Below are 16,766 nucleotides of genomic sequence, written 5' to 3'. Positions count from 1 at the left end.
TCCGTATCGTCTCATTGATGAGGAATTCCGTTCTGCGTCGGCCTCCAGACAGGGTAGCGCCAGGCGCGCCGCCGGAAGTGGCCTGGTCTATTCACCTGAATCCGGGAGCTGGACAGAGTGAATATGCGATTTCTGGGATACAGGGCAAGGCGCAACGACGCGGAATAGCGCGACCGTGCAGAACGAGCCGTGTCTTCCACAAGAGGATTTGAGCGCGAGGCGGCATGCAGACGCCATGAAAAAATGTTTAGCGGATTACAATTGTCAGCCTGAAGTCCCCGCGCAACAGATCGAAAATGAGGGCATCTTCGCTTGCTTTCAGAACTGCAAGGAGCTCCTGTATCGAGCGTACTTTCCTGCGATTAACTCCGATGATGATGTCTCCCGGCCTGAACCCATGCAGCCAGGCAGGACTATTGGCATCCACCTCGGTCACCAGCACACCTTCAGTTCGCCCGCGACCCGCTTTGAGATTTGCTACTGCCGCACCCGCAAGCTGAGGCACCGCTACCGCCCCGCTACCGGCCAATTCAGGCGGCTTGTCGATCTTTATTTTTACGGTCAGAGGCTTGCCATCTCTTATCAGCCTGAGGTCTATTGTTTCTCCAATCGGTCTCATCCCTACTTTATTGCGCAAATCCACGGCACTGCGCACCGCGCGCCCATTGATCGCCGTTACCACGTCACGTGGCTTCAGCCCCCCCTTTTCCGCAGGCGAGCCGGGATCAACCGTACTGATGATAGCGCCTTCGGTGGAAGCCAATCCCAGAGAGGATGCAAGATCGTAGGTGATATCTTCACCGTTCGCGCCCAGCCTGCCGCGGCGCACCTCTCCAAAGCGCACAATCTGATCCAGCACCGACTTGACCATCGCACTTGGCACCGCGAAACCGATGCCGACGTTGGCGCCGGAGGGGCCGATAATGGCCGTGTTGATACCGATCAGCTCCCCTTTGAGATTCACCAGTGCGCCGCCGGAGTTGCCCGGATTGATGGATGCATCGGTTTGTATGAAATCCTCGTACCCTTCGATATCAAGTCCGCTTCTGCCCAACGCGCTGACGATACCGGAAGTGACGGTCTGTCCCAGACCAAACGGGTTGCCGATAGCAACAACAAAATCCCCTACCTTAAGCAAATCGGAATCACCGAGGCTCAGAGCCCGCAAATTCTTTGCTTCAATTTTCAGTAAGGCAATATCGGTGCCGGGATCCGTCCCCACCAGCTTCGCCTGAAACTGGCGCCTGTCCTTGAGCGTGACAAGAACCTGCTGGGCATCCTTGACCACATGAAAATTGGTAATGACATACCCTTTGGCCGCATCCACGATCACCCCCGATCCGGCGCTGCGCTCGGGACGGGCTGTCTGGTCAGGAAGTTCGAAAAAGCGGCGAAAAAATGGATCGCGAAACAATGGATTGTCTTCGATGGCGGAGCGGGTCTGCACCGAAATATTTACCACCGCCGGCGTCACATCCTGAAGCAGCGGAGCCAGAGAAGGAACGCCACTCTTGTTATCGAATGGCAGAGCAGAGCGTGTGGGCAACGCTGTCGTTAGCAAAACAAGGAAGACCGTTGGGAACACAACGAATCTGAACGATCTCTTCATCGATATGCCGGGAAATTTCATTCAGTCAAATTGAAGTGCCGGAAATCAGCCTTTGTTCAAACTCAGGATCTCTGCCATCGCAGGCTCGAAAGTTTCCGGGTCAAACGCCTTATCGCCATCAGCGACAGGTCCATTTCCCGTTTTGAGTCCGCAAAAATCATAGAGCGCAGGATCAACCAAATGCGAAGGCTGCACGTTCTGCAACGCCGTGAACATCGTCTCCAGCCTGCCTGGAAATTTCTTATCCCACTGTTGCATCATTTCTTTTACCGCCTGCCGCTGGAGGTTTTTTTGAGCGCCGCACAGATTACAGGGAATGATCGGAAAATCCTCAATCTGGGCATAGGTTTCCAGGTCTTTTTCCTTGCAGTAGGCAAGTGGACGAATCACAATATGCCGTCCATCATCACTCACCAGCTTGGGCGGCATGGTCTTCAGCTTGCCACCGTAAAACAGATTGAGGAACAGTGTTTCAAGAATATCGTCGCGATGATGCCCCAGCGCGATTTTTGTCGCGCCCAGTTCGCTGGCAACACGATACAACACCCCCCGGCGCAAACGCGAGCACAGACTGCAAGTCGTTTTACCCTCCGCAATGACGCGTTTCACCACGCTATAGGTATCTTGTTCGACAATGCGGAAAGGCATGTCAATGCTGGTTAGATAGCCCGGCAATACATGCTCGGGGAAGCCGGGCTGTTTCTGGTCCAGATTCACCGCAATCAATTCGAACGGCAATGGCGCGTGGGCCTGCAAGCTGCGCAGGATATCGAGCAACGCGTAGCTATCCTTGCCACCCGAGAGGCACACCATCACCCGGTCTCCCGCCTCGATCATATTGAAATCGGCAATGGCTGTACCGACAAGACGCCTCAGCCGTTTGTGCAGCTTATTAATATTATGTTGTTCTTTTCTGGACACGATTTCCATTTTTTATCTCATCGCTCGAAAACATTGATTTGCCCAAAATATAGTAGATGCCATAAGGCCCGGACGATCAGCAGCGCCCTACTTCTGGATCAACCCGCCGCTAGATTTTAAGGAAAATCTTCCGGATAGCAACAGTTTGTTCGGAAATCCTTTCCAAAAGCCGCCCCAGGCACGAAAGAAACGTGCCCCGGCAGCCCCTTACTTACGACTATTGCCCACGAAGTCCGGTGGCACAAACTGGATTTCAACACGACTCATCAAGTGCCATCGTTCATGCCACTTTTGATAATTTTCGGACCAGGCTGATGAAAATATCCGGGCCAGAGACAGCATGACTAAAAGTCAATACGTTACATTTTTTTGTTCTTTGTGGATTTCCTGGTTCATGTTTATCCTCTGAACAGGAATTATGCGAATCATTTGCGGATAAATATTCAGGTTATGAAATCAGCTCATTTCCTAATGCAAATATGTTGTTTTCATTTATGAAAATTTCCCCCTAGGATGCAGGTGCAGTTCGGTTACTTCATCAATTGAAATCAAGGAGTGTTTTTAATGAAATCCAACAAGATCAAATATCTCGCGGCCGTGGTGGCGCTAGCCACTTCAGGTTCCGCTTTTGCCGCATATACCGGTACGGCGGGGAATAGCTCGGTATTGTTCAATGCATATGAATCCGTGAGCGGTTATACCTTTGCATGGGATACCGGCTTGCGCAAAGATGACATCAATTCATCCTTCGCGGGAATCTCCCACAACCTGGCCGCCGACGCGAACTGGAATACGTTTCTCTCCGCTGTAGGCCCATCCCATGTGGCGGATATCAAATGGAACCTGATAGCAGCGGATACCAATGGCGGTTCGATAGATGGAGATCCCGTCAGCTATTTGACCACGGGTCCCGCTGATGGCACTCCTGCAGGCACCCGCAATCTTCAATTGCTTGCTTGGGCTGGTAACGTCAATTCTTATATTACTGCGGCAAGCGCAGCGGGCGCGAACGGAGGCCAAGGCGCCATAGACGCCCCCGGGTTTGTGGGGGGAAATACCTACCTGCATCTGAAAGACGGCTCCGCCGACTATGCATCCTATGAGTTTGCGCATGGTTCCAATTGGAATACCAAAGCTAATTTCGATACGACTGCGGGATTAGGACAGAGCCTGAGTTTTTACGAAATCACAAGAAACGGGACCTCCAATACCGCTATCGTGAACGCGGCGTTATTGGGTACGGTGACACTGAGCAGCGCCGGAGAGCTTACCGTTTCTCCTGTCCCGGAAGCTGAAACCTGGGCGATGCTTCTGGCCGGTCTGGCTCTGGTGGGTACTATCGCCCGGCGCCGTTCCAGCCCCCTGTCCTAGATTTAAAAACAACTCACTCCCCGTTTTTGTAAAAAGCCCGGCACACTTTCGCCGGACGGGGAGTAGCTTTGCCTGAATAATTCCAAAATATTCGGCATTCAACTTATTTAAAAGGATATTGAAAATGAAACAGCAACTGAAACTTTTCGCTGCCTCCCTGGCACTGGCTTTTGCCGGCCAGGCATATGCGGTGGGTCCTACCGTCACGCCGGATCTGATCCTCTACACAGGCGGGGGCGCGGAGCAAAACAATGTGTTTGAAACCATCGCCAAGTCGTTGTTTACCCCGGGCACCATAGACTACTACACTGATCAGGCGGACAATTCCAAGGGCAGGTCATTCCGTGCCGTATACGGCAAACTGGCCGCTGCTGCCGGGTCCCTGCCGGCTGGCTCGAACGTGCTGATTGTCTATCGCTCCCTGGGGGGAGTGTTTGCCAACGGCATCGGCCCGCTGGTTCGCGGCCAGACCCTGCCTTACTACCGGGTTATCGGCAACGCGACGCTTATCAGCGCCGGGGGCAATCCTTCCTACCGGATTACCAATACCGGCCTGACGGATCCCAAGGCGCCGGATATCGGTCTTGCGAACCAAGAGCTTGCGCTTTTCACCGGATTGAACCTGCCTTCCGGTGTTTCGCCCGTCACTGCAGCCGAGTTGGGCCATGTTACGTCCCAGCCGCTTTATGCCGTGGTGAACGGCATTGCGGTCACCAACAATCTAGCGGAGCAGCGCCCGAACGGGTTCAGCAAGGCTGAAATCGCCGCGATCCTCTCAGGCGGTATCCAGGATTGGAGCCAGCTGAGAAATGCGACGGATACCGGGAACCTGCCAGCGGGTCCCGTGGTGGTGATCGACCGGAACTTCGGTTCCGGTGCCAAAGCCGCCGCCAACCAGTATTTCCTGAATAACCCGGGTGGAGCCGCCTTTGGTGGAACGGTTGAGCCGATTAATATATCAGGTGATTTGGGCGATCCGGTCAATTATGGCGAATACACCGTGCGCACCGAACCTAGCGCGGGCAACGTACCCAGCGTCCTGGACGGTGTATTCGCCAAGGGCAAACGCGCAATCGGCATCCTCGGCCTGGAAAATATTCCGACCGGAGCCAACCATTGGCAATTCACCAGCATTGATGGCGCAAGCGTCGGCACCACCACCTTCAACAAGGCACAGGCAATCAGCGGGCGCTACGACTACTTCTACCAGGCTTCCGTCAATACGCGCAAGAATGCGGTGAATGGTCAGCGTTATCACCAGAGTGGCACTGCCTGGGGCAGCGTAACCACCGCCTTCATCAACAAGGCGCTCGATCCGGCCGTAATCACCACCGTTCCCGGCACGATCCTTGATCCCATCACCTTCCCTGAAACGGGGAATGCCGCACTGGATGCCTTCCGCGCCAAGGGCACCCGCTTCGGCAATTCGACCGCTCCACTGCAACTGGTGGAGTAAGGAGGTCACCACCGAGCCCCGCGTCCTGCGGGGTTCGGGTTGGAGCCCTGCGTCCTGTAAGGGCTCTGGTTTGAGGTCCCCACGTTCTGTGGGGATTTGTCGGTTTTTGATCGGTAGAGATGACTGCTAAAACAGCGAATATCCGCCGTGTTTATAACTGGTTGAAAGTGCTTACTTCAGGAATTTTTTTATTCGCGACAATCCTGCCCCACGCTGGATAAAGATTAATCCTGAATTCAGTAATTGATCGTCATTTTCTTGATAGCCTCATGATCCATAATGAATTTTTTATATATTTTGATTTTCGCCATGTTAGCGATGCCGCTACAACTGCCGAATTCTGGTTAAAGGGTTTCACCGCATGAAATCACCGCGACACAATTCGGCCAAATGCTCCCGTCCCGAGCACTTGCGTCACCGATTAACCACCAGCTTCAAATTGCTGTGGGCCGCCAGCGCGGTGATGCAGGCATGGTCGAATGTAGCTTACGCCATCGACCCGGCGTCATTGCCGACGCCCTGCGCGGGCGGCGCATGCGGCGCGGGCGGCGATCTGCCTTTCGTGGGCCACGGCCAGATAGGTCATGGCGGCATGCCCGAGATCAACGGCCACACCATGACGGTGCGCCAGCTAAGCGAACAAGCCATTCTCAACTGGAAAGATTTTAATATCGGCGCCGACAAGGCGGTGGTCTTTGACCAGCCCAGCGTCACCGCATCTACCCTGAACCGCGTGTGGGGACCGGATGTCAGCACGATTGCCGGACAATTGAGGGCAAACGGGCAGGTTTACCTGATCAACCAGAACGGCGTTCTCTTTGCCAACGGCGCACAGGTCGACGTTGGCGGGTTGGTCGCGTCAACGCTCAATATCAAGGATTCAACCTATCTTGGAGGATTGCTCACGGGCAACACAGGTGTAATAGATAATACATTCCCGGCAGTATTTGAAAGCGGGACCGGTTTCACCGGCAATATCGAAATCAAACCGGGTGCCATTCTCGCTACCGCCAACGGTGGGCGCATTATGCTACTGGCGCCCACGGTCACCAATCAGGGAAAGATCAGCACGCCGGACGGGCAGGCCATATTGGGCGCTGGAAAAACCGTCTATCTGGCCGCCAGTAGTGACCCGGCGCTGCGTGGCCTGCTGATCGAGGTAGATGCGGGCGGGCTAACCAATTCAACCGCCAGCAACCAGGGAACAATCACGGCGGAACGCGGCAACATCACCCTGGCGGGGCTGCTGGTGAATCAATCCGGCCGCCTGACCGCAACGACTTCGGTGAATGCCAATGGATCCATTCAACTGTCCGCCGGGGATGTTTCGCGGCGAAACCCTTTGGATAGTAGCCTTTCCGCTGGATTTGTCAATGTCGCGGAAAATGGCAGCAACAAACTGTTGCCCAATCAGGGCGGCACTTTAACCATGTCCCATGGTAGCGTCACCGAGATCATCGCCGATGCGACTGACAAAAAAACCGTCACCGATGCTCAGGTTTTCCTACCCTCAGCAGTGTCATTAGTCGGCAAAGAAATAGCCCTGCAGGGGAGCGCCTCCATTATTGCACCGGGTGGCAACGTAAGCGCATTGGCGGCGGATAATCCTTACGACCGGATTCGCGATCGCAATAACGCTAAGCCGGTACCCATCGAGCCCGACGGCAGTCGCATCTACCTCGACACGGCCAGCCGCATTGATGCTTCCGGTTTGCAAGGCGTGCAACTCTCCGCCGAACGCAATCTGGTTCAAGTAGAGCTGCGCTCGAACGAGTTGCAAGATGCCCCCTTGCAACGCAACGGCTTCCTGAAAGGCAAAACGGTCACGGTCGATCTCCGCAAAGGCACCCCATTGGCGGATATCGCTCCGTTCCGTAATAATCTGGGGCGTGGGATTTCCGAAAAACTCACGCAGGCCGGCAGTATTTCGCTGGACTCCGGCGGTGACGTGATCACCAAAAGCGGCTCGATCCTCGATGTCTCCGGCGGCACCATCCAGTATCAACAGGGACTTGATCGCACCACGACCCTGCTGGGGAGCGATGGGAGGATCTACAATATCGCCGACGCGCCCATCGACATCAATTACATAGGCTTTGCCGACGGATATACCGTCACGTCAGGCAAATGGGGTACCACCACCATCGTGGCGACGCCCCGCCCGGTATTACAGGGATATACGGAAGGACAATCCGCCGGGACGATCTCCGTAAGTACGCCCTGGGCGGCACTGCAAGGGGCGTTGCGGGCGCATGCAACCCCGGGACTGTTGCAGCGCATTGAGGCCGACCTGCCCAAGGGCGGCACGCTGGTGATTGGCGAAGCCAGCCAGGAAGTAAACGGGGGGGAAACCCCGGATTTCCGCGCCCGGAACATTGTACTAAGCCAGTCGGCTCCCGGTCTGCTGCAGGGATTCGATTCCGGTACCCCGGCGCCGCCGGAATCCCGGCAAAGCCTGCAGCTATCGGCTGATTTAATAAAACAGGGCGGTTTCTCCAGCCTGCATTTGTTCAGCAATGACACGATCCATCTCTCTGCCGCCACGGATTTGCGGCTTTCGCCCGGCGGAGCCTTTTCTGCGCTGGCAACCTCAGACATTAATGTAGCCGGCAACATCACTATCCTTTCAGGCGAGGTCAGCCTGAAAAGCCGGGAAGGTAGCGTTCAACTGGCTCCGGGCACGCAAATCGACGTGCGCGGCGGATGGGTCAACAATTCTCCGCTTATTTTCGCCACCGCAGATAATGCGCCCCTGTTGCTCGACGGCGGAAAGGTGACTTTGACCGCCCTCAAGAATGTGGTGGTCGGGGCCAGCAGCCAGATCGATGTGTCCGGCGGCGGGTGGGTGGATAGCAATAACAAGCTGACTGCGGGGAAGGGCGGAAACATCCAGTTGAATTCGACAAGTGTTGATAACGCCGGCAATATGCTGGGCGCGGTTGAAATGCGCGGAGTACTGCTGGGCTATGGATTATTCGATGGCGGCACGCTCGCCATCACTGCCCCCACGGTCAGGATAGGCGGAGCGCCTTCAGGAAACAGCGGGGAATACTGGATCGATCCGGCCGCGTTCCGCCAAGGCGGCTTTGCGTCGTATAGCCTGACTGGAGTAAACAACCTGGAGATTGTAGCCGGTACGCAGATCCGCCCGCAAATGCAGAACTGGATACCGGATGCAAGCTACCTGATCAGGCCCACCGGAACCGCCATGTCGGCTTTCAGCCGCATCGGTACGCTGGATGAATTGTTCCGCAGCCCGGTGAGCCTGACACTGGCGTCGACCAGCGCCCTGAGCCGGCTGGGACTGGGCAACCTGACCATGGGGGTGGGAGCTTCCATTATCACCGACCCCGGTGCGTCGGTATCGCTTTCCGCACGTGAGAATCTGCAAGTTCTCGGCTCCATCGACGCGCCGGCGGGTCACATCAGTCTGCGTGTGGCGCCGGGATTGATTATCGCCAGCGAGGATGACAATACGGAAGGCTTCGTAAGCAATCAGCATTTACTGGTAGGCAGTAGCGCAAGATTGCAGGCAGGCAGCGTGGCACAGATCCGCAGGGATAGCGCGGACGGCCTGCGCAAGGGCAGGATGCTGGACGCGGGCAGCGTAATCTTGAGCGCGAATAAAGGCGATCTGATTCTGGAGTCCGGATCGTTGATCGATGTTTCCGGAGCCAGGGGCGAGATAGATCAGTTCACTACCACAGGCGTGCAAACCATCGCCATTGCCGGAGCGGGAGGTGAAATCAGTCTGCAAGCACGGGAGGGCATGGCTGTCAACGGTAGTTTGCTTGGTAAAGCGGCGTCCGTCCCGGGCGCTGCCGCAGGCAGATTGTCCATCGGGCTGGATTTATATGATCGAACCATCAATCCGAATGGAGCATTGGGAGGGGGCGCGGGAATTTACCCGACACAGGATCGCATCCTGACGCTCACCTCGGACCCGGTTACCGGCCTGCCTACCGCTCCGGCCAACGGCACCGCCCGGATCAGTGCGCGACAGCTCCAGGCTGGCGGCTTCGACCAGATCGAACTCAAGAGTACGGATGTCATCGCAATCGATGGAGGCGTGGATCTCGCTGCCAGGCGCAGCCTGACGCTGGATGCGCCGGTGCTGAGGGGAAATCCGGGCGCCTCCGCCAACCTGCAGGCGGCCTATGTGGCATTGGGAAATGTCAATGGTAAAAACCAGCCCGGGGCAGGCACGTTGCCGGTCCGCGACCCGGCAACTGGCAATGCGACGCTGACAGTCAGCGCCAAGCTGGTGGATATCCGCGGCAACAGCCTACTCGACGGATTTTCCACCGCACGCTATCACAGCGACGGCGATATCCGGTTTTCCTACAGCTTGACCGATTCAACCACCAATTTTACGGGTTCGCTCAAAACCGCCGGCAACCTGATATTCCAGGCGGCTCAGCTTTACCCCGTAACCCGGGCGAATTTCACCCTCAATCCGGAGGGCGCCTATGCGCCCGGTGCGGTAACCTTCCTGTCCAATGGCGGCAGCCTGAGCGACACACCGCTTTCCGCGGGCGGCAAGCTTACGGTCAACGCCACTACCATCAACCAGGCCGGAGTAGTGCGCGCGCCGCTGGGGCAGATCGCCTTCAATGCGACCGGCGGCGTCACGCTGCAGGATGGCAGCGTGACCTCGGTATCCGGCGATGGCAAGCTAATCCCTTTCGGCAGCGTGCAGAATGGAAAATCCTGGGTGTACCAGGTCGACCCGGCAACATCAAACCTCATCTCATCACCGTTAGCGAAGCAAATATCCTTGAATGCGCCCGCCGTGACTATCGCTAGTGGTGCAAGGGCTGATCTTTCCGGTGGCGGCGACCTGTATGCGTATGAATTCGTGGCGGGACCGGGCGGTTCGCAGGATGTGCTGGATAGCCGTTATACCGCGGCCATCCTCCCCGCCTTCAGTTCAACCACCTCACCATCGGTATTTGCCCCGCTCGACCATCAGTATCAGATCGGCTCCGGGGTGAGCGTCGGTGACACGGTCTATCTGAGCGGCGTGCCCGGCCTGGCGGCGGGCTATTATGTGCTGCTTCCGGCCCGCTACGCCCTGTTGCCGGGCGCGTACGCGATTTCCACCGTGAAGGGGGTGCGGGATATGCCGCTTCCTGTGCTTACCGCCGCACTTGGGTACCAGGATCTCCCCCTCGGGACCGTGTTCGCGCAGATGGATGGTTCCAGTATCGTGGCCGGGCGCACGGCGGTTGCAGGCACGGATATTGCCGATAGCCGAACCTCCCTGTTTCACGTCACGCCTGGCAGCGTAGTACGAACGCAATCGCAATATAACGACAGTTTCTCGAACCAGTTTTTCTCTGAAACGGCGGTTTCCGCCGGAACGGTCATTCCCAGAATCGCCGCGGACGCTGGACAGCTCCAGCTTGCCGCCACCGATGCACTATTATTGAATGGCACTATCGGTTTCAGCACGGCTACCTTCGTCGTTGGGAAGGATGCAAAGGGTAACGCCATTGTGCGCGATGGCCGTGGTGGCGAGGTATCGGTGGAAGCCCCCTACATCAGTCTGGTGGACAGTCTGGGTCCGGACGACGGTACGTTGCAGTTGCAGACTTCGGGACTCAACAGCCTGGGCGCCCAAAGCCTGCTCATAGGCGGGAGACGCACCACCTCTTCTTCAGGCGACCAGCTCACGGTGGGCGCCGAGCGGGTCGAACTGCGCAATAGCACGGCGGCTACCCTGCTCGCGCCGGAAATCATCCTGGCGGCAAAGCAGCAAGTCGTCGCACGGTCCGGCAGCTCCATTCGCAGCCAGGGAACACTGGATAACAGCGCCGGCGCGCTGCAGGTGAACGGAGATGGCGCCCTGCTTCGCGTCGCGGAGGCGCCTCAGCCCAACTTCAACCGTGCGATCGCAGATCCCTCGGTAGCCTTGCTGGGCACCTTGATCGTGGAAGATCAGACAAGGATCGCAAGCACCGGCAGCGTTATCCTGGATGCCGCGGCGGATAGCCGGATCGCACCTTCCGCCCGCATCGACGCCCACGCCATCGCGCTCTCGTCGAGCAGGGTCAGTATGGGCGATGCGCCCCCTGATACGCCGGGCGCCGGTCTCAACCTGACCTCCTCTCTGCTGTCAAGCCTTAGCGAACTCACCGAACTGACCGTGCGCAGCTACAGCACCATCGATTTGTATGGCTCCCTGGTCCTGGGAAGTATCGATGCGGATGGCAAGCCGCGTCTCGACAGTCTTCATCTCGATGGCTGGGGGCTGGTGGGTCATGGTGCCGATAACAAACTATTGCAGGCGGCCTCCGTCAATCTGACCAACCTCAATCAGGCGGCTTGCGCCACGGTGTGCGCGGGCGACGGCAGCGGCAGCCTGACCGTTCTTGCGCTCAATGGCGATGCGCCCAACTCCGGCCGTCTGTTCATCGGTGAAGGCGAAAAACACATCGATGGCTTCTCCTCCGTACATATCCAGGCGCAAAAGGATATTGTGGCAACTGGTGATGGCAAGCTCGATCTGGCGAATGCGGGCGATCTGCAATTGCAATCGGCGCGACTGGGCACATCGACCGGCGCGGACCAAAGTATCACCAACGTGGACGGCAGGGTAAATATCGATCAAGCAGGGTCGGGTACCGGCGCTGGTACAGCACTGGCGGACGCCGGCATAGGCGGAAAACTTGCGATCAGCGGCACGCAAATCAGCCAGGGCGGCTTGATCTCGGTACGTGCCGGGGAACTGGCACTGCAGGCCACCGGCGCTCAATCCGAGGATAACGTTACCCTGCAGGCAGGCTCGCGCATTGAAGCCTCGGGCGTCGATAAGAAGCTGGGAGGGATAAGCGCTTATGCCCCCGCGGGCAAAGTGAGCCTCCAGTCCGCCAGCGGTAACGTCGATATCAAAGCAGCGGCCGGGACGCTATCCGCCGCCGTGGTTGATCTCGCCGGCGCGACAAACGCGGCCGATGGTAGCGTGGGCGGCAATGGCAGCGATGCCGGGACTTTATCCATCAGGGCCGGGCACGGCTCCCTGTTCCTGGACGGAGACCTGCGGGCCGGCACCGCTGCTGCCGGTAAGCATCAAGGTACGTTCGAACTCGATGTCATGAATTTGGGTCTGGGCAGCTACTCCGCGTTGAACCGGTCGCTGGCCGCCGGTGGCTTTACCCAATCGGTCGATACGCGTATTCGCACCGGCAACATTCTGATAGCGGCCTCCGATATCGTTCATGCCCACCAGTACAAGCTTAGCGCCGATCAGGGCGCCATTACCGTAGCTGGCACCATCGCCGCCGGCGGCGCCACCGGTGGGCGGATCGAGCTTCATGCAAACAACGGCGTGACGCTGACCCAGGGTGCGACTTTGCGGGCCGACGCCACGGCAACCGGTGAGCAGGGTGGAAAAGTCGTGCTGGGCACGGCAGCTGGCACGCTCGACCTTCAAACCGGCAGCCAGATCGATGTCCGCGCCGGCACAGGTGGTACGGGGGGCGAAGTGCTGTTGCGCGCACCGCGTACTGGCAGCGGTGCAGGTGATGGCGTGGCAGTGAGTGGGCTGAATTCGGCTATCCAGGGTACTTCCGCCACAGTGCTGGAAGCAGTCCAGGTTTACCGTAACGTGGATACGCTGACTGCGGGCGGCACGAACGGCGCCACGCTGGGCTTCGGCCAGATCGATGCCGATATTGCAAGCTTCATGGCTCACAAGAATACGATCCTGGATACATTGGGCAAAAGCGGCGACAGTGCCTTCCACATCCGGCCCGGGGTGGAAGTCCTATCCCCCGGCAACCTGACAGTCGACAGCGACTGGAATCTCTATTCGGCCAGCCGTGCCGGAGACGAACCGGGCATGCTAACCCTGCGTGCAGGCGGCGATCTCATCGTCAAAGGCAGTATCAGCGATGGCTTTGCCACAGCCGCGCCGGGCGCCGCGCTGGGGACCGGCCCCTCGTGGTCCTACCGGCTGGTTGGCGGCGCAGACTTATCCGGCGCGGACCCATTGAGTGTTACCACTACGCCGGATGGCCATTTCATTCTTGCACCCGGCAAGCTGATACGCACCGGCACCGGCGATATCGATGTCGCGGCCGCGGGTGATGTACGGCTTGGCTACGACCAAGCCACGGATAGCTTTACCCAGCCCAATGCCTCCGCTTCGGTGATCTATACGGCTGGAACAGCGGGTATCGCGATCGATCCAGATCTGTTCAAGCTGCCTGTCAATCGCCTGAATGCATCGCTGGGCGCAAACTACACCGTAGGTGGCGGGGATATCAGTATCCAGGCGGGACAGGACATTACCAGCGCGCCCAGCAAGCAACTGGTCGCCGATTGGCTATGGCGCCGCGGCAAAGTCAACACCGATGGCGATGGCACCATAGCCGCAAACCAGAACACGACCTGGTGGGTCAATTTTGCCAGCTTCCAGCAAGGGATCGGCGCACTGGGCGGCGGCGATATCGCGGTAAAAGCCGGCAATAATATCAATAACCTCTCCGCCGTGATTCCAACCAACGGGCGGCTCGCAGGTGCGGCCGGTTCCGTCCCCGATCCCGCCAACCTGGTGATACAGGGCGGCGGCGATCTGACCCTGCTGGCAGGGGGGGATGTCAACAGCGGCATATTCCAGGTTGATCGCGGCCACGCACTGATCAGCGCCGGCGGATCGCTGGGTTCCGCACGTGCCGTACAGGATACCGCTGACGGATCTTCCTCTGATACCACTCCTGTTTATACGCTGCTGGTGCTGGGCGACGGCAAAATCGATGTTCGGGCGCGCAAGGATGCTACCCTGGAAGGGGTGTTGAACGCTACGACATTGCCTGCTGCTCGCGCTAACACACTCGGCAACAATCTAAACAATACGCCCACGTTTTTCTATACCTACTCAACGACAAGCAAGCTTAATCTTGCCAGTGTTGCGGGCAATCTGACGCTCAATAACAACGTTGGCGCGATCCTGGACAGCTTGCCCGCTAGTGGGTTAACCAAGGCTGGCTTCAAAAACCCGAACTTGCAGGTCTATCCTGCAGGCCTTGAGGCCGTAGCATTGTCGGGAAATGTGCAGGTCAATGAGACCCGTCTATTTCCTTCTCCCAGTGGTGGGTTGACTCTGCTGGCCAATGGCAACATCACCTTTGGTGGCATGACACGAATATATGAAGCCGATCCCGGTCGCGTTGCCAACCCGCTCAGGCCGGCTCCATTTTTGAATGCCGTCGGCACTTCCACAATCCCGGGTTTAAGTGCAGACATTCATTTGGATACTGCCGCTTTGCCCATCCTTCCCTTATATAGAAATGATACTCAGCCAGTCCGCGTTATTGCCGAGACGGGCAGTATTTTTGGTGACAGCCAACTGATCATCCTGCCCAAGCAAGCGCAATTCATTGCCGGCAAAGATATCAGTAATCTCAATCTGGATAGCAAAAATTTAAATGTGGCCGATTTAACTCTGCTTCAGGCCGGCCGCGATATTATTTTCGACATCAGGCAGGACGCCGCGAGCAATAAATTGCTTGGTAATTATGATCGTATCCGCGTGGGAGGACCGGGTTTGCTGGAGCTACTGGCAGGTCGCAACCTTGATCTGGGCAACAGCGCGGGCGTGACCACCCGGGGCAGCACCGACGACGCGCGCCTGCCGGCGGGTGGCGCCAGCATCGTCGCGGCAGCGGGCCTGGGTAGCGAAGCGACCGGGGGATTGCGCACTCCCAACTACACCGCCTTCATAGACCGGTACTTGGTGGCGGGCACCGCACAGGCTGGCACGCATCCGGCGGCGCTGACCGCCTATATGAGGCAACTCACCAGCCAGGGCGGCCTGACGGATGCACAAGCGCTCGCAGCGTTCCGTTCCCTGCCCGATCCGCAGAAGCTGCCTTTCGTCTCCCAGGTTCTATACAGCGAATTGAGGACCACCGGCCTGGAGCATAATCTTAGCGGCGCCAGTTATGACCGCGGCTACGACGCCATCCAGACCTTGTTCCCGGCAGCTGATTATGCTGGTGACATCAATCTCTTTTTCAGCCAGATCAAAACCGAACAGGACGGCAATATCTCGCTGTTGGCGCCCGGCGGATCGGTGGTGGTAGGACTGACCAACCCCCCGGCGGAGCTGGGAGCGTTGAAAATCGATGAGTCTGTCAGACCCAATATCCCCGCGGCGGCCAATCTGGGCATCATGGCATTTGGCGAGGGAGCCATCCGCGCTTTTGCCAAGGAGCATTTCACCGTCAATCGCTCGCGTATCCTCACGCTGCAGGGAGGTGACATTCTGCTGTGGTCTTCCGATGGAAATATCGATGCCGGAAGAGGAGCGAAAACTGCATCGGCAGCGCCGCCGCCGGTGATACAGACGGATGCCAATGGCAATATATTTGTCAATCCAAGTGGCGCGGTCTCGGGCAGCGGCATCGGTCAGCTGCTGACAGGCGCCGGAACCACCGTGGGTTCCGTCGATCTGCTGGCGCCCAGGGGCATCGTCGACGCCGGGGATGCGGGAATTCGCGTGGCTGGCAACCTGAATGTTGCCGCGGTGCAGGTAGTGGGCGCGGATAATATTCGTGTGGGTGGCGTGGCAACGGGCACCCCGGTTTCGGATAGCGGCGTACTGGCGGGCGCCGCGGCTGCAGGGTCCAGTGTCGGAGCGTCGGTTACAAGAACTGTCGATGATTTCGGGCGTGGTGCGGCAAGTACCAACAATTCCGGTCTGTCCAACACCCGCCAGCTCATGCCTTCATTTATTCGCGTTGAAGTGCTGGGTCTGGGCGAATAATTATCCATAGGCGAGGCCATAGGAAACTCCTCACCCCTTTGATCACTCCGACCCAACTTCCCCAAAATTCGGGCGCGGCACGCTGCTCGCATTTCCATCCTCCTGATCCGGCAGCAAAGCTTCCCCAGAAGGCAAGGGTCAAGTCAATTGAGAGATTTAGGGCCTGTTAACACTTATTTCGCACCCGCGTTGCTACACAAAAAACGCGGAGGCAAGGCGCGAAGCGCAGGCCATAGTAACCTATGGCCAAGCTTCGTAACGCGGCATCCACGTTTTTTGTGCGCAACCCAAAGGGACGGGACGGATTTCATCCAGCCCTTCGTTACTCGCCGCTTACGGAGGCCTGCTCCGCCGCGCGGCTCATGCCTCGTGCTGGATGAAATCCGTCACCGTCGCGGGTGCGAAATAAGTGTTAACAGGCCCTAAGTTCATCTATCGCACCGGTCCCTAATTCCCCTTCCTTATCAGGCAAGCCTGGCAAAAAAGCCGGCGGCCACCACCTTCCCTTCACCGAATCGCATCTTCTATTTTTGGCCTCTTTTAGAGAAGAGCCCGTGAATTCCCTTAGCATAAAAATTCATATTAAAACCATTTTTTGTAGGTTCATTTAAATCCGCTTCAATCGTATATTGCTATCC

The 16,766-nt window shown here is 57.6% G+C and carries 5 protein-coding genes; 3 read left to right on the top strand and 2 right to left on the bottom strand.

What is annotated here, in order from left to right; all coding sequences use genetic code 11:
* Positions 1-247: 247 nt before the first annotated feature.
* The gene (locus BLR00_RS04845) at positions 248-1,609 is read right to left on the bottom strand and encodes a DegQ family serine endoprotease (protein ID WP_176759939.1); all 1,362 of its coding nucleotides are present in this window, start codon (positions 1,607-1,609) and stop codon (positions 248-250) included.
* 45 nt (positions 1,610-1,654) lie between these two features.
* Positions 1,655-2,539, bottom strand: a complete 885-nt coding sequence (gene ttcA, locus BLR00_RS04840; protein ID WP_074631088.1) for a tRNA 2-thiocytidine(32) synthetase TtcA — start codon at positions 2,537-2,539, stop codon at positions 1,655-1,657.
* A gap of 555 nt (positions 2,540-3,094) precedes the next feature.
* Between ttcA and BLR00_RS04835 the strand changes: the two genes are divergently transcribed.
* The 3 genes from BLR00_RS04835 to BLR00_RS04825 all read left to right on the top strand — a co-directional run bounded on the left by BLR00_RS04835 (position 3,095) and on the right by BLR00_RS04825 (position 16,128).
* Positions 3,095-3,901, top strand: a complete 807-nt coding sequence (locus tag BLR00_RS04835) for an FxDxF family PEP-CTERM protein (RefSeq protein ID WP_074631087.1) — start codon at positions 3,095-3,097, stop codon at positions 3,899-3,901.
* Between the two features lie 124 nt (positions 3,902-4,025).
* Positions 4,026-5,357 (top strand): substrate-binding domain-containing protein, encoded by a 1,332-nt coding sequence (locus BLR00_RS04830; RefSeq protein ID WP_074631086.1) that lies wholly within the window; start codon positions 4,026-4,028, stop codon positions 5,355-5,357.
* Positions 5,358-5,718: 361 nt separating this feature from the next.
* A complete protein-coding gene (locus BLR00_RS04825) occupies positions 5,719-16,128 on the top strand; it encodes a filamentous haemagglutinin family protein (RefSeq protein ID WP_074631085.1) in 10,410 nt (3,469 codons plus the stop codon).
* Positions 16,129-16,766: the final 638 nt, after the last annotated feature.

It is taken from the genome of Nitrosospira multiformis, from assembly GCF_900103165.1.
In the GTDB taxonomy this organism is placed as follows: domain Bacteria; phylum Pseudomonadota; class Gammaproteobacteria; order Burkholderiales; family Nitrosomonadaceae; genus Nitrosospira; species Nitrosospira multiformis_D.
Note: the sequence above shows the minus strand (reverse complement) of the source record. Positions and strands in the feature narration are given on the sequence as shown.